We start from the raw sequence: 23,630 nt of genomic DNA, 5'->3' as shown, positions 1-23,630 counted from the left end.
AGAGGGTGTCGATGATCATGCGGCGCGATCGCGGACGAGGTTGGCGGCGCGCAAGGATGCGAGTTCGGCCTTGGCCGCGGCGAGGTCGGCACGAAGCTGGGCGTTCTCGCTGACGTCCGCGGCCATCTGGTCGCGAGCGCGCTGGATATCGTAGCTGCCAACCGGGATCGTTGATCCGCCGCGGTCGCATGCCATGCTCATCGCCAGTTCCAGGACCGCCTGCGGGACGTAGGGGTGCTCTCGCCGGCTGACCGATAGCTCTTCGGCGCTGGGCGCGACGAGGTCTATCATGTCCGGCATTCCCCGCCGCAAAGGTTGACCTTCGGATCGAATAGCCCTCCACGCCGCGCGGCCACTTCGGCTTCGAAGTCGATCGAGCGAAGAGGGCGCAAGCTATCGTGGAGATATGCCGGCTGACGGACGCCGGGCATCCCGTCGCGCGCCGCCTCGTCCGCCTGGCAAGCCACTTCGAAATCATCGGGGTAGTTACGCTGCATGCTCAGCCATTCGGCGTTGTCGCGGAATGGGCATCGCTTGCAGCCGGACGAGGGGACGCGGAGTTCGTATTCGCGCTGCAGCCAGTTCTCGCAATCGGCATAGCTGAAGCCGATCTCGACCAATGGGTGCCGGTTATAGATATGCGGCTGTGGATTGATCGCCATCCGGTGGGATTCGTCGGTCGTAATCCCCAGCCATTGCTCGACAACCGGCGTCGTCGGCAGCCTGGAGTGCGGCCCCAGCCCAAGCATCTTGCGCACCTGGCGGTTTCCGGGGCGGACCTTGTAATCGCGGGTGCAGCCTCGGGCGAGGATGCCGCGCGTGCCGTCATCATTACGGATGAACAGCGGCGGGTTCGAAAAGCGATCAACGAACCCGGCGGTCGCCATGTCGAAGTCATCCGCCAGCCCGCCGGGCTCGGACATGATGATCGGGATCGTCGCGCCCATGTTCGGCGATCGCAGCAACGCCAGGTTCTCCATGGCGCCGGTGCTCTCGTCGCCCGTGTCGGACGTGAACGAGTAATCCGGCTTGGGCCCGATCAGCCCGCGCTCTGCCATGAGGAACATGGTTACCGACTGGACGCCGAGGCCGTTCAAGAGGATCCGGAGCTTGGCCCCGGCCAGCGGCTTCGACACGCCAGGGCATAGGTTCGGCAGCAGCGACGAGGATTCAGAGAATGCCATCGCTGCCTCCATCGTCGTGAGTGAATATCCACACGATCAGGCCGATGAAGAACATCGTCATGAAGCCGGCGGCGAACACGCCGATGTCGTGAAGCGGGAAAAATACCCAGACACCGTCGCTCATGCGAACGACCCCTCTGCACGTGGGGGGATTCGCGGGGGTATTTCGACCGCCGCCGAACCCGCCACAAGGGCGTCAGTTCGATAGGTGCCGGGCCCACCCGATCGGCTGCTAGCCAAGACGCATAGGTTCTCGGTCATGCTGCGAGCCTCAACCGGTTGGCACTTTGCGCCATGGAGATCAGCAGATCGCGGAACGGAGCTGGCGTACCGATTCGCGGCGCGCTGTCCCTGCCCCCGCCTTTCCCGCCAACCTCACCCAGCCGCTTCGCGCGCTTGAGTCCCATACGCGCAACGATCTCTGGATCTAGCCGCGGCTCGCCGATACCCCAGTCGAGCTCAGGACGATCGCAGTCATATGCCAAGAGCAAGGTAGGCTTCCGAGCATAGTGCCCATAGCGACCTTGCTCGACACAGCATGTCCAGCCGCCAAGATCGTCAGCCCTGACCCATCCGCCGGCGCGCGGCGGCAGGGTCAGGCCGAAGAACGCCCAAGCATGCGAGCCCCAAGGGTGCTCCATCACGCCGCCCCAGCGACGGACGTCGGAGAGGACGCACTTGAAGCAGCCCTGATCGGCGCCCTTCTGCTTGCGCTCACCGGTCCGCTTGATGTGGAGCGGCTGACCGGCCCACAGCTTACCCCACCGCTGACATGGCGAATGCACGACGACCGGGTGCGGTCCTGGGTAGAGCCGCGCGTCGCGGCGCTCGTCCCACGGGTCGACGTTCGGCAGGTCGTAGTAGCTGCCGCCAGCCTCGACATAGAGGGCAGCGACCATCCCGTTACTGGCGGCCCGCATAGGCGCCGCGGCAGGCTGGGAATTAACTGGAATGAGGCTTTGACGGTTTTCCATTTCACACCCTTCGTCTCGGTGGAAACAGCGGAGGTTTTCCGGTATTCTCGCGTCAGAAGCGCAGAGTTCTGCCCTGTCGGGTTAATTTACAGGTAACCATATTTTTTGGCGTCAGAACCGCGCATATCAGCCACTGGCACGCACCTTGCTCATACGCTCGCCATGTGGACTCGCTTTGCTCGCCTCTTCATCATCAAGACCAAGTTCGAGGCCTTCCTCGTCATCTACGGCCTCGGCGTTGGCGCGGTCGAACGCGGGATGCACTACCTCCAGCAATATCCCGGATATGGCGGCTGGCTGTTGTTCGCCGCCTGCCCGATCGCCGTCTTCATGGCTGGCGGGCGGATCATCGACTCGGTCGATTACGCGCATCAACGATAGAAGCGACTAGCTGGTCTGCTGGGCAAGATGCAGATAGCGGCTCGAGAAATCCGCGAGTTCGCGCAGTGCATCCCATTGCGGAAAGCTGATCCGGCGGCGATTGCGCCCGATCAGACCATCCGCCTCTAGCGACTTAATGGTCCGATTCACATGCACCGCCGTTAGCCCGAGCGCATCACCGAGCTGCTCCTGGCTCATCGGCAATTCATAGCCATCGGCGCCAGTCAGCCCCTGCATGTCGAGACGGATCGCGAATTCGCACAGGAAATGCGCCAGCCGCGACCGCGCATCGCGGCGACCGATGTTCAGAATCCATTCGCGAAAGATCGATCCCTCGACCAACGTATTGACGAAGATCGCGTTGCTGATGGCCGCACGGTTTCGCGCCAGTTCGCGCAGCGCCGATCGCGGGATCGTCGCAACCTCGGCGCGGGTCAGCGTCTGAACGTTGTGGTCCGCGACGTCGAGGAACAGATGCTGGAAGTCGAGCGGCTCACCGGGAATGTGCAGAGACACGATTTGTCGCATGCCGGCGCCGGTCAGCTTCTGGCGATACGCGAACCCCGACAACAGTACCGCGCATTGATCCGGCGCATCGCCTTCGCGCACGAGGTAGGAGGACGGCTCGAACGTGCGAAGAGTATATGGCAGCGCGAGCAGCGCCTTGCGATCGCCGTCGTCCAGCACAGCGTGCGTTTCCAACTTCCGAACCATCAGCGCCAAGGGGCTGAGCGTCGTAGCCATGAGAGTAATCCCGCAAAATTCGGGGCGGGAGCACATGCATCTCTCGGTCGTCAGGGCCCAAAAAATCGGCTGGCGATAATCCCTTTTAACATAGCTCGAACGGAAATGTTTTAATTAATGTTTGAGATGACCGATCTGCTCCAATTAATTTTTGGGTCGCACAAATAAAATTAAAAATATCGGCTTCACGATCTGCCGATCATATTGCCGAAATTTGAGATACTAAAAACCAGATCAGTTTTTTATATCGCACAAATGATCGCTTTCGGTCACCGCGAATACTTGCTCATCGCGAAAAAGGTGATCGCTAGTCATTCTGAGATGTATACTCTGCGTTCGGCGTCTTCCAGCGCTGAACCAACCCAGCCATGACCATGTCGACGGAATCGACCTCCGCGGCGATCCGCTGATGCAGCAACCCTGCCGCATCCCGGAAACGCCGTGCCAGCACATTGTCCGGGACGATCCCCAGCCCGACCTCGTTCGAGACGAGGATAATGCGGCCCTTTAACCGCGCGATCGTCTCGACCAGATCGTCTACGCGCGCGGCGACAGCCTCGTCGGCTAGCAGCAGGTTCGACACCCATAGAGTCAGGCAATCGACCAGCATCACGACGTCCGGGCCGTCTTCGCTCTTCAGTGCCTCGCCAAGCGCCAGAGGAGCCTCGACGGTCCGCCACCGGTCGTCACGGTCGGCGCGGTGACGCGCAATGCGATCCTCCATCTCGCCGTCGAACGCCTGCGCGGTCGCGATATAGACGAGCCGCGTCGCGTGGTCCGTCGCCGCGGCTTCGGCCAAGCCTTGCGCGTGGCGGCTTTTCCCCGAACGCGCGCCGCCCAGCACGAACAGGCTTTTTCCGAACGGGGTCCCGACCGATTGCATCCTACCGTTTCCTTCGCGCTTGCTCGATGGGCCCGGAATGACGATGACGCCCGGAAGATCAAGCGAAAGCCCGCGGATCCGAATGAAAGACAGTATGAACCCCTTGCGCATCCACGGTGGACGGATCGACCTCGCCGCCGTCCACTATCCGGATGCGCCAAGACCCTGGCTCGACCTGTCGACCGGCATAAACCCCTGCGCCTGGCCGACCGATCGCGTTCCAACGGTCGATCTGCTTAGCCTCCCCTCGCCCGCCGCGATCGCCGATCTGGAAGCCGCCGCTGCTGCCGTATTCGGTACGACCGCGGACCGGGTCGTCGCGTTGCCCGGCAGTGAACTCGGTCTGCGAATGCTGGCCGCGCTGGACCGGCCTACCCCCGCCCGGTTCGTCGTGCCTAGCTACGCTACGCATGCCGAAGCGATCGACGGTGCCGTTCCGATAGCGCGAGATGCGATCGGGACGGTCGCGGACGGTACGCTGTTGCTGGCCAACCCCAACAATCCGGACGGGGGTCGCGACACGCCGCAACGCCTGCTCGACATCGCGCGCAGCGGTGCCTTCCTGATCGTGGACGAAGCGTTCGCCGACGTCGCGCCCGAATCTAGCCTCATCCCACTGCTCCGCCCCGACGATCGCGCGATCGTGTTTCGGTCGTTCGGCAAATTCTTCGGCCTGCCCGGCGTGCGGCTCGGGTTCATGATCGGGCCGCCGGAGCACGTCGCCGAGACGCGACGGCGGCTCGGCAGCTGGCCGATATCGGCGCACGCCGTGGCCTATGGCAGCGCGGCCTACCGAGACACCGCGTGGATCGCTGCAGCGCGGGTCTCGATCGGCGAACGCGCCGGGAGGCTCGACGCGATGTTGGCACGCCATGGGCTCCAAGCCCGCGGCGAATGCGCGTTGTTCCGGCTGATCGAGACCGACGCAGCACCCGCGCTGTTCGAAAGGCTTGCACAGGTCGGCATCCTGACTCGAACCTTCGATCATTCGCCCCGCTGGCTTCGTATGGGCGTCCCGGGCAGCGACGAAGCCTTTGCACGACTCGACGAGGCGCTTGGCAGTGGTTGAGCCGGTCGCCGTGCTGGCGATCATGATCGACGCGGCAGTCGGCTGGCCGGCGCCGCTCTATGCGCGGATCGGTCATCCGGTTGGCGGCTTCGCGCGAATTATCGGATGGGCGGAGACGCGCTGGAACCGCCCTACGCTATCGGACACGTTCCGCCGTGCCGCCGGTGTCATCACGATCGTTACTCTCGTCGCAGTTGCGGTCGGGGTCGCCCTCGCCGCAACCTCCCTCGCGCGGCTCGTTCTTGGTCCCATGGCCTGGATCGCGATCGGCGCGATGGCAGCGCCCGGCCTCGCGATCCGCAGCCTGTACGACCATGTCGTGCCGGTCGCGCGCGCCCTTGAAACCGGTGACCTCGAAGCCGCACGTGCCCGCGTCGCGATGATCGTCGGCCGGGACGTCGCGACACTCGACGAAACGGGCGTCGCGCGCGCCGCTATCGAGAGCCTCGCGGAAAGCGTCTGCGACGGCGTCGTCGCACCGCTGTTCTGGCTACTGGTCGCCGGCCTGCCGGGCCTGTGGGCGTACAAGGCGATCAACACCGCGGACAGCCTGATCGGACACCGTGAGGCCCAGTGGCGCGCATTCGGCTGGGCGGCAGCGCGGACCGACGACGTCGCCAACCTCATCCCCGCGCGGATCAGCGGCGTTTTGCTTTGCGCTGCCGGCTGGGGCGGTTGGCGGACGATGGTATGCGATGCCGGCAACCATGCCTCGCCCAACGCGGGGTGGCCCGAGGCGGCGATAGCCGGCGCACTCAGATTGCGCCTCGCGGGTCCGATCACCTATGACGGCGTTATCACCGCCAAACCCTATATCGGCGACGGTCGCAGCGACGTAACCGCCACAGACCTCCGCGCGGCGCTCGGCATCTATCGCCGGGCCTGCATCCTTCTCCTCGTCATAGCCGGAGTAATCGCATGGCGGCTCTGATGCTCCAGGGCACCGGCTCCGACGTCGGCAAGTCGGTGCTCGTCGCCGGACTGTGCCGCGCGTTCGCCAACCGTGGCCTGTCGGTCCGCCCGTTCAAGCCGCAGAACATGTCGAACAACGGGGCCGTCACCGCCGACGGTGGCGAGATCGGTCGCGCGCAGGCGACGCAGGCGATCGCGTGTCGGGTCGAGCCGAGCGTCGACATGAACCCGGTACTGCTCAAGCCGCAGGGCGATCGCACGTCGCAGCTGATCGTCCGCGGGCAGGTCCGCGGCACACTCGCCGCCGCGCGGTGGCGCGAGGGGCGCGAAGGGCTGCTGGTCGACGTGCTGGACAGCTTCGAGCGGCTGTTGGCAGGCTGCGATCTCGTCGTCGTAGAGGGTGCGGGGAGCCCGGCGGAGATCAACCTGCGCGCGAGCGACATCGCCAACATGGGGTTCGCCCGCGCCGCCAATGTCCCCGTGATCCTGGTCGGCGACATCGACCGCGGCGGGGTCATCGCCTCGATCGTCGGCACGCGCGCGGTCATCGACCCTGCCGACGCGGCGATGATCCACGGCTTCCTCGTCAACAAGTTCCGCGGCGATCCCGCACTGTTCGACGACGGCTATCGCGCGATCGAGGCACGCAGCGGATGGCGCGGCTATGGCGTCGTACCCTGGCTCGCGGACGCCGCGCGCCTGCCCAGTGAAGACGCGGTGATCCTCGAACGCCCCTCCGCGTCGGTCGACCGTCGCGTAACGATCGCCTGCCCGATCACGCCGCGGATCGCTAATTTCGACGACCTAGACCCCCTCCGCCTCGAACAAGGCGTCGCGCTGGTGATGGTCCCGCCCGGCACGCCGATCCCCGAGGCGGACATGATCGTGCTGGCCGGCTCGAAAGCCACGATACCCGATCTCGCCTTCTTGCGTGCGCAGGGTTGGGACATCGACATCCTCGCGCATCACCGCCGGGGAAAACCTGTGCTGGGGCTCTGCGGCGGCTACCAGATGCTGGGTCGCAGCATCGCCGATCCGCACGGTATCGAAGGCGCGGCGACGACGATCGCGGGGCTTGGACTACTCGATATCGACACTGTTCTCACGACGACGAAGACGCTCGAGCGGATCGAGGGGATCGCCAAGGGGGCGCGCTTCGAAGGCTATGAGATGCACATGGGCGCGACGACCGGCGGCGACCTGAACCGCCCCGTCGGTCACCGCGCCGACGGCAGCGCGGAGGGTGCGACAAGCGCCGACGGACTGGTCCATGGGAGCTACGTCCACGGCCTGTTCGGGCTTGCCGAGCAACGCGCGGCGTGGCTGGCCCGGCTCGGCGTCGACGCGGTCGGACCTGACCACGCAGCCTCGATCGATGCCGCGCTCGACGCGATCGCAGCGACGCTTGAGCGTCACGTCGACCTCGATGCGATGCTCGACCTAGCCCAGCGCGCCGGCTGACGCACCGGCGATGGCAAAAGCGAGCAGGACGCCGGTCTCGACAAGCTCGATCCCCGCCCCGTGCGCGTCTCCGGTCACGCCCCCCAATTTACGCCGCAACCATGCCGCGACGGCCAGTATCAGGAGCGGAACCGCCAACAGCGCGGGAGCCGCGACGGCAGCCAGCGCCAGCAGGAGCCCCCAGCCGACCAGGTCGCGCGATTGGACTGCACCCGCGACCGCGGCGCCCAATCCCCCCGCCCGCAACGGCGGCAACAGCACTGCCCAGGCCAGCGGCCCCATGCGTGCCGCAAACGGTACCAAGATGATGAGCCACCACGCCGTCAGACCGACAGCGTGCAGTAGCATGAGCTTGGCAAGCATCTGGGCGACGATCGCGACGACGCCGAAGCTGCCGATATGCGGATCGGCCATCACCGCGAGCAACCGCGTCCGATCGCCATGTGCGGCGCCCAGCCCGTCGGCGAGATCGGCCAGCCCGTCGAGATGCAATGCGCCCGTGACGGCGATCCACGTCAGCAATGCGGCGCACGCGCCGGTCCAAGGGTCGACCAGCGCGCCTGCCCAGCCCGCCGCGGCGGCTAACGCACCGATGGCCAGCCCCACGATCGGATAGTATCGGATCGCGGTCGCGAAATCGTCCGCCCCGGCCTCGACGCGCGGCATCGGCAGGCGCGTCAGGAAACCGAACGCGACGACCAGCCGCTTCACGTCGCCAGCCTGACGATCTGCACCGTCCGATCCGGCCCCGGCCAGATCCGCAACGACACAAGCGCGGCATAAGGCAGGTCGAACGCCAATGTCTGACGACGATCGAACCCGCACAGGTCCGCGAGCGCCGCCCGGATTGCGCCACCGTGCGTGACGACCAACGTCGGCACCGGCGGAAGTATTGCCACGGCATTGCCGACCCGGTCGAGCAAAGACGACCATCGCTCACCGTCTGGCGGCGGAGCGGCGTCCGGGTCGTCGTGGAAACGCGCGAAGGCGGCCGGATCGAGATCGGCTGGACGCAAACCGTCCCAGGCTCCAAAGTCGAGTTCGCGCCACCGTCGATCGACGTTGTGGTCGATGCCTTGAGCGCTGCCGATCGCCGTCGCGCAATCGCGTGTACGCATAAGGTCCGACGACACGATCGCGGCAACCTCCAATCCTGCGGCACGCTGGACGCACGCGGCAACGCCGGCCTCCGTTACCGGATCGTCCGTTCGCCCCAGCAACAGGCCTTCGCGGACGGGAGCGCCATGCCGCATCAGGTACAGCATGTGCGAGCCGGTCACGCGACCGAGACCCCCGCCTCGGCAAAGGTCGCCATCTCGTCATGCGCCGCCAGCGCCGCGCGGACGAGCAAGGCCGCAGTCGCCGCGCCGCTTCCCTCGCCGAGCCGCATGCCCAGCGACAGCAGGGGATCGAGGCCCAACGCCAGCAACAAGCGCGCATGACCCGGCTCGGCCGACACGTGGCCGGCAAGACAATGCGCGAGGATATCCGGGCACGCAGCGGCAATCGGCGCGACCGAGGCACAGCATATGAAGCCATCAAGCATGACGGGCACGCCAGCGAGACGCGCCGCGACGACCGCGCCGGCTATTGCCGCGAGTTCGCGTCCGCCAAGCCTGCGTAGCGTCTCGAACGGGGTGGTCAGTGCGTCCCGGTGCAGCGCCAGCCCGGCCTCCACGGTCGCGATCTTGCGGGCCATGCCGTCGTCGTCGACTCCGGTACCGGGCCCGACCCAGTCGCGTGCCGATCCGTCGAAGCTGGCAAGGCACAGTGCGGCGGCGGAGGTCGAGTTGCCGATCCCCATCTCGCCGAGCACGATCAGATCGGGCGCGTCCGCAACGACGGCGGCGCCCGCGTTGATCGCCGCGAGGCATGCCTCCTCCGACATCGCCGGGGCGACGGTGAAATCGGTCGTCGGCCGGTCGAGATCGAGCGCGACGACTCTGAGGTCGAGCCCCGCCGCGCGCGACAGCGCGTTGATCGCCGCGCCGCCATGTTCGAAATTGGCCACCATCTGCGCGGTGACGGAGGCCGGAAACGCACTGACGCCGCGATCGACGATGCCGTGATTACCCGCGAAGATCATCACCCGGCCGCGATCGAGCCGCGGGCGTTCATGGCCCTGCCAGCCGGCCATGAAGACGGCAATCTCTTCCAACCGCCCGAGCGAGCCCGGCGGCTTGGTCAGTTGCCCCTGCCGCGCCACCGCCGCCGACCGAGCGGCTTCGTCCGGCTGCGGCAACGCGCTCAAGGATGATAGAAATGCCCCGGCCGTTGGAAAAAAGGTCATTCCACGACGAACCCTTCGGGCGGCGTGCGCGTGATGAAATGCCCCTTCACACCCTGCGGCCATTGCTTGAACGGCACCTGCCCGAACGCGCTCTCGCCGTAGAGTCGCGCGTAATCGAGGATCGCGCGCGCGGCGTCTTCGGTCGGCTCGAACCGGCCGAGTACATACCCGACCTTGGCGGGTGCGCGCAGATGGATCGTGCAGAAATCCTGGCAGGCGAATAGGCACGGCATTTCCTGCACCGCGACGTCGGCATAGGCGGGATCGCTCGCCTGCACCGTCTTTAACGCAGCGACGAGCCGCGCGCCGCCGCGCTGCCCGTGCTCGTCGTCGCGCGCCTCGGTGGAATGACGACACGTATTGCACGCGACTACCGCGACGCCGTCGTCGACTTGCTTCAGCATGTCCGTTCCCGGACGGCTTCGATACGATATGAACTTGGCATAGGAACCCCTTCGGACAGTCGGTCGCGCACCGCGCAAAGGGCGAGAGACGCACGCCTCCAGCCTCCGCGCGACGCGAAGCGATGTCGTCGCTCGGGGTGTTACCCGTCCGTTCGGCGCACCCTGGCCGGACGAAAGACGACCGCGACGGGCAGGTCTCCTGGCTCGCGGGTCAACGCCGTCCGCGCCGCCTTCTCGGGAGTATCCCAATGGCATTAGGCACGATGGCTCGCCGCGTACAGTTGCAGGGGCAGCCGGGTGTTTCCCGTTCCCATTTTCATCCCCCTCGGCGTGAGCATCGGGGGAACCTATCGCGGGCGAAGCGATAGGCGGGAGGAAGACTCGGCGCAAGACACGGCTACGTCAGTTAGAAGTCCACCAGCCGTCCCCACGCCCTCCCGTCATCCTGACGAAAGTCAGGACCCAGGGTAACGGGCGGTGGCCTTCGTGGCTCTGGGTCCTGACTTTCGTCAGGATGACGGACGGTGTCATCACGGGCCGTAGAGTAGGAAGCCGCCTAAAACTCCACGCCCGCCTGTGCCTTCACGCCCGACCGGAACGGATGCTTCACTTGCGTCATCTCGGTCACAAGGTCCGCCATCTCGATCAGCGCATCCGGCGCATTCCGCCCGGTCACCACGACATGCGTCATCTCGGGCTTCGCCGCCATGACAGCGAGCACCTCGTCGACCGGCAGATACTCATAGCGCAACACGATGTTCAGCTCATCCGCCACCACCATCGCATAGGACGGATCGGCGATCATCCGCTTCACCTCGTCCCACGCCTCACGCGCCACCGCGATGTCGCGCGCGCGGTCCTGCGTGTCCCAGGTGAACCCCTCCCCCATCGGCTTGAACTCGCAAAGCTCCGGGAATGCGTCGAAGACTGCCTTCTCGCCGGTCGTCATCGCGCCCTTGACGAACTGCACCACGCCGACCTTGCGCCCATGCCCGATCATCCGCACCGCCATGCCGAACGCGGCGGTCGACTTGCCCTTGCCCTTGCCGGTGTGGACGATGATCAGCCCCTTCACGATCGTCTTGCTCGCGACGATCCGGTCCTGCACCTCCTTGCGCTTGGCGCTCTTGGCATTCTGTTCGTCGTCGGTCCGCATGATCATGTCCTCTCGCGCACCCGATGGCGGATCGCGCCGCGCGGCGCTAGAGCGACCGACATGCTCCGCATTACCGACCTCAAGCTGCCGCTCAACCACGCCGACGAAGCCCTGCCAGCCGCGATCCGCGACCGCCTGCGCGTCACCCCGCGCGACCTGATCCGCTACACCATCGCCAGGCGCGCGCACGATGCCCGCGACAAGATGGACATCCAGCTCGTCTATTCGGTCGACGTCACGCTGAAGAACGAGGACACCGTCCTCACGCGCTTCCGCAAGGATCGCCATGTCCAGCGCACCCCCGACACCGGCTACCGCTTCGTCACCAAGGGCGGCGCGAGCTACACCGGCCCCCGCCCTGTGGTGGTCGGCGCAGGCCCCTGCGGGTTGTTCGCCGGGCTCATCCTGGCGCAGATGGGGTTCCGCCCGATCATTCTCGACCGCGGAAAAGTCGTCCGCGAACGCACCAAGGACACCTGGGGTCTCTGGCGCAAAAGCGTCCTCAACCCCGAATCGAACGTCCAGTTCGGCGAGGGCGGCGCGGGCACCTTCTCCGACGGCAAACTCTGGAGCCAGATCAAGGACCCGCGCCATCTAGGCCGGAAGGTCCTGACCGAGTTCGTGAAAGCCGGTGCGCCGCCCGAAATCCTCACCGAAGCGCACCCGCACATCGGCACCTTCCGCCTCGTCACGATGGTCGAGAGCATGCGCGAGACGATCGAGGCGCTCGGCGGCGAATACCGCTTCTCGACCCGCGTCGACGGTCTCGACATCGTCGAGGAAGCCGGCACGCGCCAGCTCCGCGGTCTGCACCTGAGCACCGGCGACTATCTCGAAGCCAACCACGTCGTCTTCGCGGTCGGCCACAGCGCGCGCGACACGTTCGAGATGCTGCATGCTAGGGGCGTATACGTCGAGGCAAAGCCGTTCTCGATCGGTGTCCGCATCGAGCACCCCCAGTCGTGGATCGACGAAGCCCGGTTCGGGCCGTGCGCCGGCCATCCCGATCTCGGCGCGGCCGCGTACAGCCTGTCGCACCACTGCAAGAACGGGCGCACGGTATACAGCTTCTGCATGTGCCCGGGCGGCACCGTCGTCGCCGCGACCTCCGAGGAGGGCCGCGTCGCGACCAACGGCATGAGCCAATATTCGCGCAACGAACGCAACGCGAACTCCGGCATCGTCATCGGCATCGACCCCGAGCGCGACTATCCCGGCCACCCGCTCGCCGGGATCGAACTGCAACGCCACTGGGAATCGCGTGCCTATGTCGCGGGTGGATCGAACTACAAGGCGCCCGCGCAACGCATCGGCGACCTGCTCGCGGGCCGCGCGTCGACCGCGCTCGGAACGGTAATACCGTCGTACAAGCCGGGCGTGCACATGACCGACCTGTCGGAGTGCCTGCCCGAGTTCGCGATCACTGCGCTGCGCGAGGCGTTGCCGGCGTTCGGCCGCGAGATCCCCGGCTACGATCACCCCGACGCGGTGCTGACGGGGGTCGAGACGCGCACCTCGTCGCCGGTGAGGATCACGCGCGGCGAAGATTTCGTCAGCCTCAACACGGCGGGGCTTTTCCCGGCTGGCGAAGGCGCTGGCTATGCAGGGGGTATTCTTTCTGCCGCGGTCGACGGGATCAAGGTCGCGGAGGCGGTTGCGCTTAGCCTCACTGCCTAGGCCGTTTCGTTCCCCCGCGAAGGCGGGGGTCCAGGAGCCACAAATACCTGCGTTCGTTACCCTGGGCTCCCGCCTTCGCGGGAGAACTAAAGGTTGCGGCAACTGACTTATGACCCTGCCAAGACAAAACACCACCCCGGCGAAGGCCGGGGCCCAATTGGGGGACGCCGCTAACTGACGCCGAGCATCGTTACTCCGACCTTTCCAATTGGACCCCGGCCTTCGCCGGGGCGGTGCACGTCGACGGCGACCGAGTTTGCGACAGAAGCCTGCAATGGGACCAACGCTTCCTCGGACTAAAGTAAGAGTCGGACAGTCCATGTGCTATGCAAGGTCCAGATCACCCACCCCTCACTTCCGCCGCTGCGGCCCCGTCTTGATCAGCCACGCCCGCGGCAGCCCCGTCGGCTTGGCCACGCCATCCAATCGCCGCGCACTCACAAGCGCCACGCGCTTCAGGATCATCTGGTCCTTGAACGCATCCATCCCGCCGCCGGTCGGCTTGGCGAGGATGCGCTTCACCACGTCCATTCCCGCGACGACGTGTCCGAACGCGGCATAGCCCGGATAGCCCGCACGTGCGTCCATCGCCGACGCCGGGCCGACCGTGATGAAGAAATTCCCGCCAGCTGATGCCGGCGTCATCCCCCGCGCCATCGAGATCGTCGCGTCGAGATGCTTGATCCCGGTCATCGCGGTGGTCTCGAGCGGGAACGGCGGAAGTATTCGTCGCGCATCGGTGCGGATCCCCGCCTGGATGAAACCAAGCTTCGGCGCGGACTTCTGGCGGCTCGCGCGATAGAAGTCGGTCCCGTCGAACCGACCGTCATCGACATAGGCGAGGAAATTCGCGGTCGTCTTCGGCGCATGGCGGGCGTCGAGCGCCAGCAAGATCGGGCCTTCGGAGGTGACGATGCGGACGCGAACGAGGCCCGGTTTCGGTCCCGGTTCGGTGCGCTGAACCTGCCGCCTCGCTGGCTGCGCCGTTCCTGCAGTCGCCAAGGCCGCAATCGCTACGAAGCCGATCATAAAACGCCGCATTTCGATCACTCACGCCTTTACCGATGGCGTCGGCTACCTGTCCGTTTGCGGCGAGGCAAGAGCGCTGGGATATGTGGTTGAGCGGACTGATGATCGCCGCGTCGTAGCTGTGCCCGTTCGACAACGTCCCGAGGTTCAAACTCGCCAGCACCTTCGCTTGGCTTGGTCGGCGCCCACATTCGCAGCACCTCCCCGGCGGAGGCCGGGGCCCAGTTGGGAAACGTCGCTGATGTAAGTTCGTGCTATGCCACTTGGGTCATACCAACTGGGCCCCGGCCTTCGCCGGGGAGGTGTGGTGGTTGGTTGGCGTGACCTTTTCTCTCTCCAGCACGGGAGCGTCGTCGTGAGGCGGATCGGGCATCGCCGCTGCGGCAGGATTCTCTCCCCGCAACGCCTCAAACATACCGCGGGATCGGCCCCACCTGCGGCGTCTGGTCCGGCAGGTCCACCATCGTCTCGTCGACGAAGCACCAGCCCCAGCCCTCCGGCGGGTCATAGCCCTCGATGATCGGATGCCGCGTCGCGTGGAAGTGTGCGGTCGCGTGGCGGTGCGGGGAGTCGTCGCAACAGCCGACATGACCGCATTCCCGGCACAGCCGCAGATGCACCCATTCGCTGCCGATCCGAAGGCACTCCTCGCACCCCTTCGCGCTCGGCGTCACGTCGCGGATCGTCTCCATATGCGTGCAACCGTAGCTCATTCCGCATGCCTTTCCGCCATGTCCGCCAAAACCGTGTGGATCTGCGCGACCACCGCCGCGCCTTCGCCGACCGCCGCCGCGACGCGCTTGGTCGATCCGGCGCGGACGTCGCCGATCGCGAACACGCCCGCGCGGCTCGTCTGCAACGGCAGCGCGGCGGCGCCGGTGACGATGAACCCCTTCTCGTCGGTATCGACGCAGCCCTTCAGCCAACCCGCATTGGGATCGGCACCGATGAACAGGAACAGGTGTCGCATCGCGCACCGCGTCTCCACGCCGTCGCTGCGTTGGCGGAAGATCGCCGCCGTCAGTCCAGTGGCGCGCTCGCCCTCCAGCCCGACGATCTCGGTGCCGACGCGGATCGTCACGTTGGGCAGCGCGGCGATGCGGTCGATCAAATATTTCGACATCGTCGCGGCCAGCGGGCGGCGCACGATCAGGTGCAGGTGCTTCACGCGCGGCGCTAGGAACACCACCGCCTGCCCGGCCGAGTTGCCGCCGCCGACCAGCGCGACCTCCTCGCCCTCGCACAACCGCGCCTCGATCGGCGATGCCCAGTAGGATACGCCGGCGCCCTCGAACTCCGCGAGGTCGGGGATGTCCGGCCGCCGATACCGCGCGCCCGACGCGACTATCACGGTTCGCGACTGGACGCGTCGATCGCCCGGCAGTTCGAGCGCCAGCGGGTCGCCCGCGGGCCGATCCTCATCGCAATCGAGATGTTCGACAGTCAGCGGGATCGCGATCTCCGCGCCGAACTTGAGCGCCTGATTGAACGCCCGCCCGGCCAGCGCCTGCCCCGAAATGCCGGTCGGGAAGCCGAGGTAGTTCTCGATCCGCGCCGACGCCCCCGCCTGCCCGCCGATCGCACGCTCGTCGAGCACGATCACCGACAACCCCTCCGACGCCGCATACACCGCCGCCGCCAGCCCCGCCGGCCCTGCACCGACGATCGCGACGTCGTATATGGTGTCCGGATCGAGCTCGGGCGTGATCCCGAGGCAGGCCGCGACCTCGATATCCGACGGCCGTTTCAGCACCGTACCGTTAGGACAGACCACCAGCGGCAGATCGCTCGACGCAACTCCGGTCCGCTCGACCAGTGCACGGCCCTCGTCGTCCGATGCCGCATCGAGGACGATGTTCGGATAGCCCGATCGCGTGAGAAACCCCTGTAGCCGGACGACGTCGGGACTGTCCGGCAGGCCGACGATCACCGTCCCCCCGCTGCCCTGCTCGATCAGGCCGACGCGGCGGAGGATCAGCGCGCGCATCACGATCTCGCCGACGTCCGCCGAACCGACCATCAGCGCGCGCAGGTGCGCCGGATCGAACGGCAGCGCGGTACAACCGGCGGGGCCAGCGGTGCCGCCCGCGATCGTCGGGCGCCCTGCCAGCTGGTTGACCTCGCCCGTCAACTGCCCCGGGCCGTGCGTGGTGATCGGCGCCTCATGGCTGAGTCCGTCGCGACGGACGACGTCGATCGTTCCTTCGAGCACGAGCCATGCCGCGACGCCCTGCTCGCCGATCGCATAGACCTGCTCGCCCGCGGCAAAGACGCGCGCCGGACCGCTCGCAAAGCGCTTTGCCGTCTGAAGCTGGTCTCCGGTAAGCACCGGGAACATCTGGTGGTCGCGCGCGCCGGGATCGCTCATGTCTGCACCGCCGGTTCGAGCCCGAGCAACAGCGTCGGGATCAGTTCGGACACGGTCGGATGGATCGGAACCGCCCAGCGCAGCGCGGCCACCGGCTGATCCGCGTTCATCATGTCGAGAATCCCGTGGATCGCTTCGTCGCCACCCGTACCGAGGATCGTCGCTCCCAAAATCCGCTGTGTTTCCGCATCCGCCACGATCTTCATAAACCCTTTCGTCTCGCCCTTTTCGACCGCGCGCCCGACACGGGTCATCGGCCGCTTCGAGACCAGGATCGGTCGCCCGGTCTTCTCCGCCTGCGCCTGCGTCATCCCCACCCGGCCGAGCGGCGGATCGGTATAGAGCGCATAGCCAACCAGCCGCTCGCTCAGCGTCCGGTCGTCATGATCGAGCAGGTTCGCCGCGGCGATCTCGAAATCGTTGTACGCGGTATGCGTGAATGCGCCGCGCCCGTTGCAATCGCCCAGCGCCCATACGCCCGGCACGTTGGTCTGCAGCATGTCGTCGACGGTGACATAACCCCTCTCGTCCGTCGCGATCCCCGCGAGATCGAGCCCGAGGTCGTCGGTATTGGGGCGCCGGCCGACCGCCAGCAGCACATGGCTCCCGATCACCTTCGGATCGCCCGCCTGGCAATCGACCGATACCGCGACGCCGTCCGCATGGCGCGCGAACGCGATGCAGTTCGCGCCGGTTCGCACGGTGATCCCCTCGTCTTCCAATATGCCCCGCACGGCGTCCGACACGTCGGCATCCTCGTGCGCGATCAGCCGTTCGCCGCGCTCCACCACCGTCACCGCGGCGCCGAACCGCCGATACATCTGCGCGAACTCGAGCCCGACATAGCTTCCGCCGACGACGACGAGATGCGCGGGAATCTGCTCCAGCGCGACCATGTCGGTATTGTCGAGATGCGGCACGTCGCCGACACCGGGCATGTCCGGCACGCTCGCGCGCCCACCGACGTTGAGGAAGATGCGCGGCGCGGTCATCTCCTCGCCGTCGACCGCGATCGTCCGCGGTCCGGTAAAGCGGGCGTGGCCGCGCAGGAATGTGAGGCCCGCCATCCCCTCGAGCCAGCGCTCGTTGCCTGATCGCGCGTCCATCACGACCTTGCGCGCGCGGGCCGCGACGGCGGGCATGTCGACCGTGACGTCGCCGGTCGCGATGCCGAAATCCGCCCCGCGCCTCGCTAGGTGCGCGGCATAGGCGCTCGCCACCAGCGTCTTGGTCGGCATGCAGCCGGTATTGACGCACGTCCCGCCGACCAGCTTCCGCTCGATCAACGCGACCGTCATGCCCGCAGCAGTCAGGCGGCCCGCCAGCGGTGGTCCGGCCTGCCCGGCACCGACGATGATCGCGTCGAAATTCCGCATCAGATCGACAGCACCACCAGCACCGCCAAGAGGATCGCGACCGCATCCTCGATCAGCGCAGCCGGTCGATCGTTACCGAACGTTGCCGCCAATCGCGCGCGCAAAGCCGCGCCGCCATAAATTCCGAAGACCGCACCGACGACGCCGAGAACGATTCCCGGCAACGGCACGCCGATGCCGTATCCCACCGCCGCACCCGATACCCCGCCCGTGAGCAGCCGCGCGACGAACTGCGGCGGCACCTTGCGGCTGGGCGTGGATGGCAGCTGATCGGTAACGAGTTCGGTGGCCGCGAGCAGCGTGAAGATCCACGGCGTGAACCGGTAGCCGAGGAACGCCAGCCACGTCCCCTGCAACGGCAACGTCCCCTTGCTCGCGGCCCAGGCTACCGCGGCAGGCGCCAGCATCGCGCGCAACCCCGCGACGATGCCGATGACGAAGGCGAGGATCAGTCCGTGAACGAGCGGGGGGACGAGCATGGCAGTCTCCGATCCGGTGTGTCCAACATCGTCCCACGCACCGCCCCGAGCGTCAATTCGTTACGCATCCGATCTGGCCTCGATCCAGTCGCGGATTACCGTCCGCCAACCACCCGACCGGACCAAGCACCTGATATCGAAAGCGAACACGAGGCCATTTTCGCCCGAATTTATTTCGCCGCCGTTGCCTCGATCTCGACCAGGAACGCCGGCCCTGCGAGTGCCGCGACCTGAACGGTCGACCGCGCAACGGTGTTCGGGTTCTCCGCCGTCCCGAAATACATCTTGAACGCGTCGTTCATGCCCGCAAAATCCATCTTGCCGCCGAGCTTCGGATCGCCCGCGACGAACACGGTCAGCTTGATGATGTCGCTCATCGCATAGCCCTGCGCGGCCAGGATCGTCTTGATCTTGGTGAACACGCTGATCGTCTGCGTCTTGGTATCGCCGAAATCTGCGATCGTCAGCTGCGCGGGCGGCGTCTTGCTCGCCGGATCGATCGGGGCTGCCAACTGTCCGCTGAGATAGAGCATCTTCGCCTCCGCCGGCACGGTGACACCCTGCAGGATCAGCCCAGGTGGCGTATTGGTATGGCGGACTATGCCGGATTTGGGGGCCTGCGCACCGGCAACCGACGCGCCCACCAGCGCTGCGAACAGGGCAAGCGATCTAACAAAAGTCTTCGTCATGGATATCCCCTCGTAGAAACCGGGCGCCGGATGTTTCCGGCGCCCGGCAGACATTAGAAACTGACGTTCATGCGCGCATAATAATAGCCGCCGTTGATCCCGTACGGGCTGAACGTCAGCGGTGCATCGAGCTGGTTGCCACCGCCAACCAAGGTCGCATTGGTCGTACCCGGCACCAGGCCAAGCGTCGGCGACTTCTTGTTGAAGACGTTGTTCGCACCGATCGACAGCTCCAGGTCGTCGGTCGCCTTGAAGTTCAGTTCGACGTCGCCGATGAACGCGGTGCCGATCGTCTGCTTGTAGAACTTGCCACCATCCGGGCTGTATCGGGCCGAGCTCTTTCCGTAGACCGTACCGCGCAACGTCATCGAGAACTTGTCGATCGAATAGAAGGTCGAGCCGATGACCTTCACCCGCGGCGATGCGGTCTCGATATTGGCGCGAGCGCCCTCGTCGAACAGCGGAACCGTGATCGTCTGCCCGAGGACGTTGACCAGCGGTGGTGCCGACATGACCTTGGTGATCTTGGTCTGGTTATAGTTGCCTGACAGGGTCCAGGTCGCGTTGCCGTAGTCGCCGAAATCGCTCGCATAGCTGGCGACGATATCGACGCCGCGTGTCCGGGTATCCGCGCCGTTGGTGAAGATGTTGATGCCGGTCTGCGTCACCGTCGGATCGAGCACGTTGCCGTTCGCACGGATCGCCGCGGTCACCACGGGGAAGTTGACGTTGACCGGCGAGGTCGCGCCACCGCCGCCGAACAGCGAGCCCGTGCCGAGAATACGGTCCTCGATCTTCACCTGATACGCGTCGATCGTGATCGTCAGGCGCGGCACCGGCCGGATGACCGTGCCCAGGCTATAGTTGGTCGATTTCTCCGGTTTCAGATTGGCGAAACCTAGCAGTTTGGCCGCAGCCGAATTGGCCGGCAGCTGAACGAACGCGGAGGTCGGCGAGACGTTGGTCGCGGAGTAGAACGATTCCGCCAGCGTCGGTGCGCGGAACCCCGTCGAGAACGTACCCCGCAGCGCGAACGCATCGGAGAAGTCGTAGCGGGTTGTGCCCTTGTAGATGAACTTGCTGCCGAAATCGGAATAATGTTCGTACCGGCCGGCGACATCGACCTTCCAGCCCTCGACCGGCATCAGCGCCACATCGACATAGCCTGCCTGCGAATTGCGCCCGTTGACGCCCGCATCCGAACTGCGGAAACCGGGATAGGACTGCCCGCCTTCCTTGTAGGTGGACGCAGCATCGCCCGCGCCGATCTGATAGACGTTCTTTCGATATTCTCCACCGAAAGCGAGGTTGATCGGGGCCGCCATGCCCGCTTCGATCTCATGCGTGAAATCGGCGTTTGCGGTCAGCTCGCTCGATTTGAAAAAGCCGTTGTAGAAGGTCGTCGGGGTAAAGCCGGTGTCCGCGTAGAGCGAGGCGTTTGCCGAATTGACGGTATAGATCTCGTTCTTGTCCTGTCCGAACGTCGACGACAGGTCGTAGTGGAAGCCGCTGACGTCGCCGCGAACGCCGCCGGTGAACGCCATGTCTTCCTCGCGGATCTTTTCACGCGGCGAGAAACCGTTGACCGGGCTATCGCCCTCGGGATCGAAATAGGTCGTTACGCCTGCGACGGTGCGCGATACGCGGGTCGGCACCCGGACATTCTCATAGGCGCTGGCGACCCGGCGTGAGTAGGTGCCGAAGCTGTACGCCTCGATACCGCCGAAATCATACGCCGAGTTATACTGGAGGTTGATGAGGCGCGACTGCGCATCGCCGCTGATCTTGTTCACGTAGGGGAAGTCGGACATCCCCGGATAGAGGCTTTGCTGAAGCGGCGTGATCGACGGCGTCGTCGCACTCGTCAGCAGCTTGCCGTTGATATCGGTGATGCGGCGATCGAGCCCGCCGACCTGCGTGAAGTCGTGATAGCGGTAGAAGCCGGTGACGTTGATGAAGCCGTTTTCACCGACCTTGGTCGCGAGGTGCAGGCTTCCCCCATAGGTGCGGCCGCCGGTGTCGTAATTCTCTCCCGCTGTCAGCGCAGCGTCGCCGCCTTCCTTGTCGTCCTTCAGGATGACGTTGATGACGCCGGCGATCGCATCCGAGCCATATTGGGCGGCGGCGCCGTCCTCCAGCACCTCGATTCGCTTGATCGACGCTGGCGAGATCAGGTCGAGATCGGCGGTCGCCGCGCCCTGGTAGGGTCCGCCGAGGACGGCGAGGTTCGAGGTGCCGTGTCGTCGCTTGCCGTTGATCAGGACCAGCGTGTGGTTCGGGCTCAACCCACGCAACCGCGCCGACAGCGTCAGGTTGGCGGTGTCGCCGCCGAACGCTTGCGCGGTGAACGACGGTACGAGCTGGGTCAGCACCTGGTTGAGATTGGGCTGGCCGACATGGCTCATGAGTTCGGCGTCGAGCACCTTGATCGGGGCAGCGCTTTCGGCCGCGGTAATGCCTGTCGCGCGCGTGCCGGTGACGATGATGTCGTCGGGTATCTCGGAAGATCCGGTCTGGGGATCGGTCACGGTAACCGACGCGGTTTGCGCGGAGGCCGTCATGTGTCCGGCGCTGGCGAGCGCCACGATAAGTGCGCCGCGTGAAATGCTGGTAACGATCCGCATAAGGTTTCCCCCCTTATTGTTGAGCGCCTTCAGCCATCCTCAATATTCTTCGATGATCTTCTGCCATCTATTTACAGTTACCCGATCCACGAAACACCGTTTCGTAGTTCCATTCCCTGATTTACTTGATTCCCTAACCTTAGTCAGGATTGACTATAGAAGGATACGTGACAACTAATTCTGATCTAATCGACATTTAATACAGAACTATTGTTTGCACTGTCACTAATATGCAACGTTTTACCTTGAGGCGCTGGTGTTAGGCTGCGCGTCTTCCATCGCGTGAACCCAGTACGGCCCGGTTGGCGCCCTGCGCCGCGACGCGTTTAGCCAGCGCGATGACCTGCCCTTGCGCGGACTGAATGCCGCCCTCCTGCCAGCCCGGCGTTTGGCTGAGTGCGGCGGACGCGAAATAAACACGGCCGTCGGGCTGCTGGAGCAGGCGAAACTCGGGCGTATCGATATGCCCCTCCTGCCGCCCATTGGTGCTGCCCGCGTTCCAGTCGGGCCAAGGCCCCAGGCTGTACGGGATCTTGTGCCAGTTCACCGCGATGCCATTGACCAGATCGCCGCCATGCCCGGGATGCAGCCGATCGATCACCCCACGCGAAAAGGCGATCTGTTCCGCGATCGGCCGCTTGGCAAACTCGGCGGCATTGGGTCCCGACGAATAACAGCCCAGGATCATGCCGCGGGCAGAGTGCAGCCCTGCCGATGGGTACCAGATCAGTGTCGTCGGGCCGCCGACGAACGAGATGCCGCCATAGATCTGTTCGCGTTCCCAGAAGCGCGGGCTTTCGAACGCGACCTTGTTCGAGTGATCGTAGACCACCCCGGCGATCGTCTTCTTCAACGCGGGCGAGAAGTCGGTATCGATCGTCGCGAGCACCGGGAACGGGATCGTGCAGATGATGTAATCCGCCGTCACTGTGTCGACCACGCCGCTCGCCTTGTCACGGTAGACGACGTCGACGCCGCGGGCGGTGTGACGGACTTTCGTGACCTCCGCACCGCGGATCGCGGGACGGCGCAGGTTGCGATCGAACCCGGCATGGATCCGGTCCATGCCGCCGACCGGCTCGAACATCGTCGCCTGCATGTAGAGGTTGTCCTCGAACAGCGTCATCGGCAGCCGTTCGTTCGCCAGCAACTGGTCCATCGGCACTGCGCTGCCCGCCGACGAGAAGGTGACGCCCGCACCCGGCGCCGTCCCGAACCCCGATCGCTCGGTGCCCGCAAACGCATAGTCGGTACCGAGGTCGCCATATGCCTTGAGGAACGGCAGGAGTTTCTGCTTGTCCGCCGCCGTCACCGACTGATCGAGCGCACCCTGATTGATCGCCTTCGCCAACAGTTCGGCGATGTGGCCGCGCATGTCGTTGATCGCGGTCCGCATCCGGATCTTGCTGCCGTTCTCGCCCATCACGTACGCCGAACGGCTAGAATTGACCTCGACCTCCAGCGGCACGTCGAACTTCTTCGCGTACCCGATCAGTCCTTGGTGAAAGCTCGGAATGCGCGCCGGCCCCGCGTTGAAGTAGATTCCGTCGGAGAACTTGGCAGTCTGCGTTTGCTCGCCGATCATCTCGATCTTGTCGCCGTCACGCACCGTCCAGGCGCGCCCACCGACCCGCTCGCGGGCTTCGAGCAAGGTGACCTGGAAGCCCGCTTGTTCGAGTTCGTATGCCGCGGTCAGCCCGGCGATCCCAGCCCCGAGCACGACGACATGTGTTCCCTTGCCGACCCCCGGCGGCAGCATCGCCAGCCCCTCCGCCTGCGAGGTACCGATCAATCCATTGGTAAGACCCAAAGCCTGCATTGCGCCAAGCGTAGCGCTCAACCCTCCCATCAGGCCAAGTCGGCCCAACAAGGTCCTGCGTGTCATCACACCGTGTCTAGTCATCAAGGCCCCCCGAAACGGCACCCCCCT

The 23,630-nt window shown here is 65.5% G+C and carries 24 protein-coding genes and 1 riboswitch; of the genes, 5 read left to right on the top strand and 19 right to left on the bottom strand.

Annotated elements, in window-relative coordinates; translation table 11 throughout:
* Positions 1-15: 15 nt before the first annotated feature.
* The 4 genes from C8J39_RS09190 to C8J39_RS09180 all read right to left on the bottom strand — a co-directional run bounded on the left by C8J39_RS09190 (position 16) and on the right by C8J39_RS09180 (position 2,104).
* Positions 16-291 (bottom strand): hypothetical protein, encoded by a 276-nt coding sequence (locus tag C8J39_RS09190; RefSeq protein WP_147420660.1) that lies wholly within the window; start codon positions 289-291, stop codon positions 16-18.
* Positions 288-1,184 (bottom strand): hypothetical protein, encoded by an 897-nt coding sequence (locus C8J39_RS09185; protein ID WP_120300157.1) that lies wholly within the window; start codon positions 1,182-1,184, stop codon positions 288-290. The genes C8J39_RS09190 and C8J39_RS09185 overlap by 4 nt, the downstream gene beginning before the upstream one ends.
* Positions 1,171-1,308 (bottom strand): hypothetical protein, encoded by a 138-nt coding sequence (locus tag C8J39_RS18735; protein ID WP_183037961.1) that lies wholly within the window; start codon positions 1,306-1,308, stop codon positions 1,171-1,173. The genes C8J39_RS09185 and C8J39_RS18735 overlap by 14 nt, the downstream gene beginning before the upstream one ends.
* Positions 1,309-1,441: 133 nt before the next feature.
* Positions 1,442-2,104 carry a hypothetical protein gene (locus C8J39_RS09180; protein ID WP_259457522.1) on the bottom strand — a complete coding sequence of 221 codons (663 nt, stop codon included), beginning with the start codon at positions 2,102-2,104 and terminating at the stop codon, positions 1,442-1,444.
* 216 nt (positions 2,105-2,320) lie between these two features.
* Here C8J39_RS09180 and C8J39_RS09175 point away from each other — a divergent pair, with 216 nt between their 5' ends.
* Positions 2,321-2,539 (top strand): hypothetical protein, encoded by a 219-nt coding sequence (locus C8J39_RS09175; protein WP_120300156.1) that lies wholly within the window; start codon positions 2,321-2,323, stop codon positions 2,537-2,539.
* A 6-nt stretch (positions 2,540-2,545) separates the two neighbouring features.
* Here C8J39_RS09175 and C8J39_RS09170 read toward each other — a convergent pair whose 3' ends face one another.
* On the bottom strand, positions 2,546-3,283 hold the full coding sequence (locus tag C8J39_RS09170; RefSeq protein ID WP_056058576.1) for a Crp/Fnr family transcriptional regulator: 738 nt from the start codon (positions 3,281-3,283) through the stop codon (positions 2,546-2,548).
* 307 nt (positions 3,284-3,590) lie between these two features.
* Positions 3,591-4,166 (bottom strand): bifunctional adenosylcobinamide kinase/adenosylcobinamide-phosphate guanylyltransferase, encoded by a 576-nt coding sequence (gene cobU, locus C8J39_RS09165; RefSeq protein ID WP_120300155.1) that lies wholly within the window; start codon positions 4,164-4,166, stop codon positions 3,591-3,593.
* 82 nt (positions 4,167-4,248) lie between these two features.
* On the opposite strand from cobU, the gene C8J39_RS09160 reads away from it, so the two are divergent.
* From C8J39_RS09160 to C8J39_RS09150, 3 genes are read left to right on the top strand one after another with little or no spacing between them, the layout of a single operon-like run.
* Complete coding sequence (locus C8J39_RS09160) at positions 4,249-5,235, top strand: aminotransferase class I/II-fold pyridoxal phosphate-dependent enzyme (RefSeq protein ID WP_243649827.1); 987 nt, start codon at positions 4,249-4,251, stop codon at positions 5,233-5,235.
* A complete protein-coding gene (cbiB, locus tag C8J39_RS09155; protein ID WP_120300153.1) occupies positions 5,228-6,166 on the top strand; it encodes an adenosylcobinamide-phosphate synthase CbiB in 939 nt (312 codons plus the stop codon). Before C8J39_RS09160 ends, cbiB begins: the two co-directional genes overlap by 8 nt.
* Entirely contained in the window at positions 6,154-7,608 is a 1,455-nt protein-coding gene (locus tag C8J39_RS09150) for a cobyric acid synthase (protein ID WP_120300152.1), read from the top strand. Before cbiB ends, C8J39_RS09150 begins: the two co-directional genes overlap by 13 nt.
* On the opposite strand, the gene cobS is transcribed toward C8J39_RS09150, so the two are convergent.
* The 5 genes from cobS to cobO all read right to left on the bottom strand — a co-directional run bounded on the left by cobS (position 7,588) and on the right by cobO (position 11,464).
* A complete protein-coding gene (cobS, locus tag C8J39_RS09145; RefSeq protein ID WP_120300151.1) occupies positions 7,588-8,319 on the bottom strand; it encodes an adenosylcobinamide-GDP ribazoletransferase in 732 nt (243 codons plus the stop codon). The two genes, C8J39_RS09150 and cobS, sit on opposite strands and share 21 nt — an antisense overlap.
* Entirely contained in the window at positions 8,316-8,873 is a 558-nt protein-coding gene (locus C8J39_RS09140) for a histidine phosphatase family protein (RefSeq protein WP_120300506.1), read from the bottom strand. The genes cobS and C8J39_RS09140 overlap by 4 nt, the downstream gene beginning before the upstream one ends.
* An 11-nt stretch (positions 8,874-8,884) precedes the next feature.
* The gene (gene cobT / locus C8J39_RS09135) at positions 8,885-9,898 is read right to left on the bottom strand and encodes a nicotinate-nucleotide--dimethylbenzimidazole phosphoribosyltransferase (RefSeq protein ID WP_120300150.1); all 1,014 of its coding nucleotides are present in this window, start codon (positions 9,896-9,898) and stop codon (positions 8,885-8,887) included.
* Entirely contained in the window at positions 9,895-10,302 is a 408-nt protein-coding gene (locus tag C8J39_RS09130) for a DUF1636 domain-containing protein (protein WP_120300149.1), read from the bottom strand. Before C8J39_RS09130 ends, cobT begins: the two co-directional genes overlap by 4 nt.
* Before the next feature lie 171 nt (positions 10,303-10,473).
* Positions 10,474-10,668, bottom strand: a riboswitch (cobalamin riboswitch).
* A gap of 190 nt (positions 10,669-10,858) precedes the next feature.
* The gene (cobO, locus tag C8J39_RS09125; RefSeq protein ID WP_120300148.1) at positions 10,859-11,464 is read right to left on the bottom strand and encodes a cob(I)yrinic acid a,c-diamide adenosyltransferase; all 606 of its coding nucleotides are present in this window, start codon (positions 11,462-11,464) and stop codon (positions 10,859-10,861) included.
* A 54-nt stretch (positions 11,465-11,518) separates the two neighbouring features.
* On the opposite strand from cobO, the gene C8J39_RS09120 reads away from it, so the two are divergent.
* Complete coding sequence (locus C8J39_RS09120; protein WP_120300147.1) at positions 11,519-13,135, top strand: NAD(P)/FAD-dependent oxidoreductase; 1,617 nt, start codon at positions 11,519-11,521, stop codon at positions 13,133-13,135.
* A gap of 351 nt (positions 13,136-13,486) precedes the next feature.
* Here C8J39_RS09120 and C8J39_RS09115 read toward each other — a convergent pair whose 3' ends face one another.
* The 8 genes from C8J39_RS09115 to C8J39_RS09080 form a co-directional block, all read right to left on the bottom strand.
* Positions 13,487-14,164, bottom strand: a complete 678-nt coding sequence (locus C8J39_RS09115; RefSeq protein WP_120300146.1) for a peptidylprolyl isomerase — start codon at positions 14,162-14,164, stop codon at positions 13,487-13,489.
* Between the two features lie 407 nt (positions 14,165-14,571).
* The gene (locus tag C8J39_RS09110; RefSeq protein ID WP_120300145.1) at positions 14,572-14,877 is read right to left on the bottom strand and encodes a UBP-type zinc finger domain-containing protein; all 306 of its coding nucleotides are present in this window, start codon (positions 14,875-14,877) and stop codon (positions 14,572-14,574) included.
* Positions 14,874-16,532 (bottom strand): FAD-dependent oxidoreductase, encoded by a 1,659-nt coding sequence (locus C8J39_RS09105; RefSeq protein WP_120300144.1) that lies wholly within the window; start codon positions 16,530-16,532, stop codon positions 14,874-14,876. Before C8J39_RS09105 ends, C8J39_RS09110 begins: the two co-directional genes overlap by 4 nt.
* Entirely contained in the window at positions 16,529-17,911 is a 1,383-nt protein-coding gene (locus C8J39_RS09100; protein ID WP_183037981.1) for an FAD-containing oxidoreductase, read from the bottom strand. Before C8J39_RS09100 ends, C8J39_RS09105 begins: the two co-directional genes overlap by 4 nt.
* Positions 17,908-18,387, bottom strand: coding sequence for a DUF4126 domain-containing protein (locus C8J39_RS09095; protein ID WP_120300142.1), 480 nt, complete (start codon positions 18,385-18,387; stop codon positions 17,908-17,910). The genes C8J39_RS09100 and C8J39_RS09095 overlap by 4 nt, the downstream gene beginning before the upstream one ends.
* A gap of 170 nt (positions 18,388-18,557) precedes the next feature.
* Positions 18,558-19,076 (bottom strand): RidA family protein, encoded by a 519-nt coding sequence (locus C8J39_RS09090; RefSeq protein ID WP_120300505.1) that lies wholly within the window; start codon positions 19,074-19,076, stop codon positions 18,558-18,560.
* A 53-nt stretch (positions 19,077-19,129) separates the two neighbouring features.
* On the bottom strand, positions 19,130-21,700 hold the full coding sequence (locus C8J39_RS09085) for a TonB-dependent siderophore receptor (RefSeq protein ID WP_120300141.1): 2,571 nt from the start codon (positions 21,698-21,700) through the stop codon (positions 19,130-19,132).
* 259 nt (positions 21,701-21,959) lie between these two features.
* Complete coding sequence (locus C8J39_RS09080) at positions 21,960-23,585, bottom strand: flavin monoamine oxidase family protein (RefSeq protein ID WP_165895171.1); 1,626 nt, start codon at positions 23,583-23,585, stop codon at positions 21,960-21,962.
* Positions 23,586-23,630: the final 45 nt, after the last annotated feature.

The organism is Sphingomonas sp. PP-CC-1A-547, from assembly GCF_003610375.1.
In the GTDB taxonomy this organism is placed as follows: domain Bacteria; phylum Pseudomonadota; class Alphaproteobacteria; order Sphingomonadales; family Sphingomonadaceae; genus Sphingomonas.
This window is presented reverse-complemented; position numbering and strand designations above follow the sequence as displayed.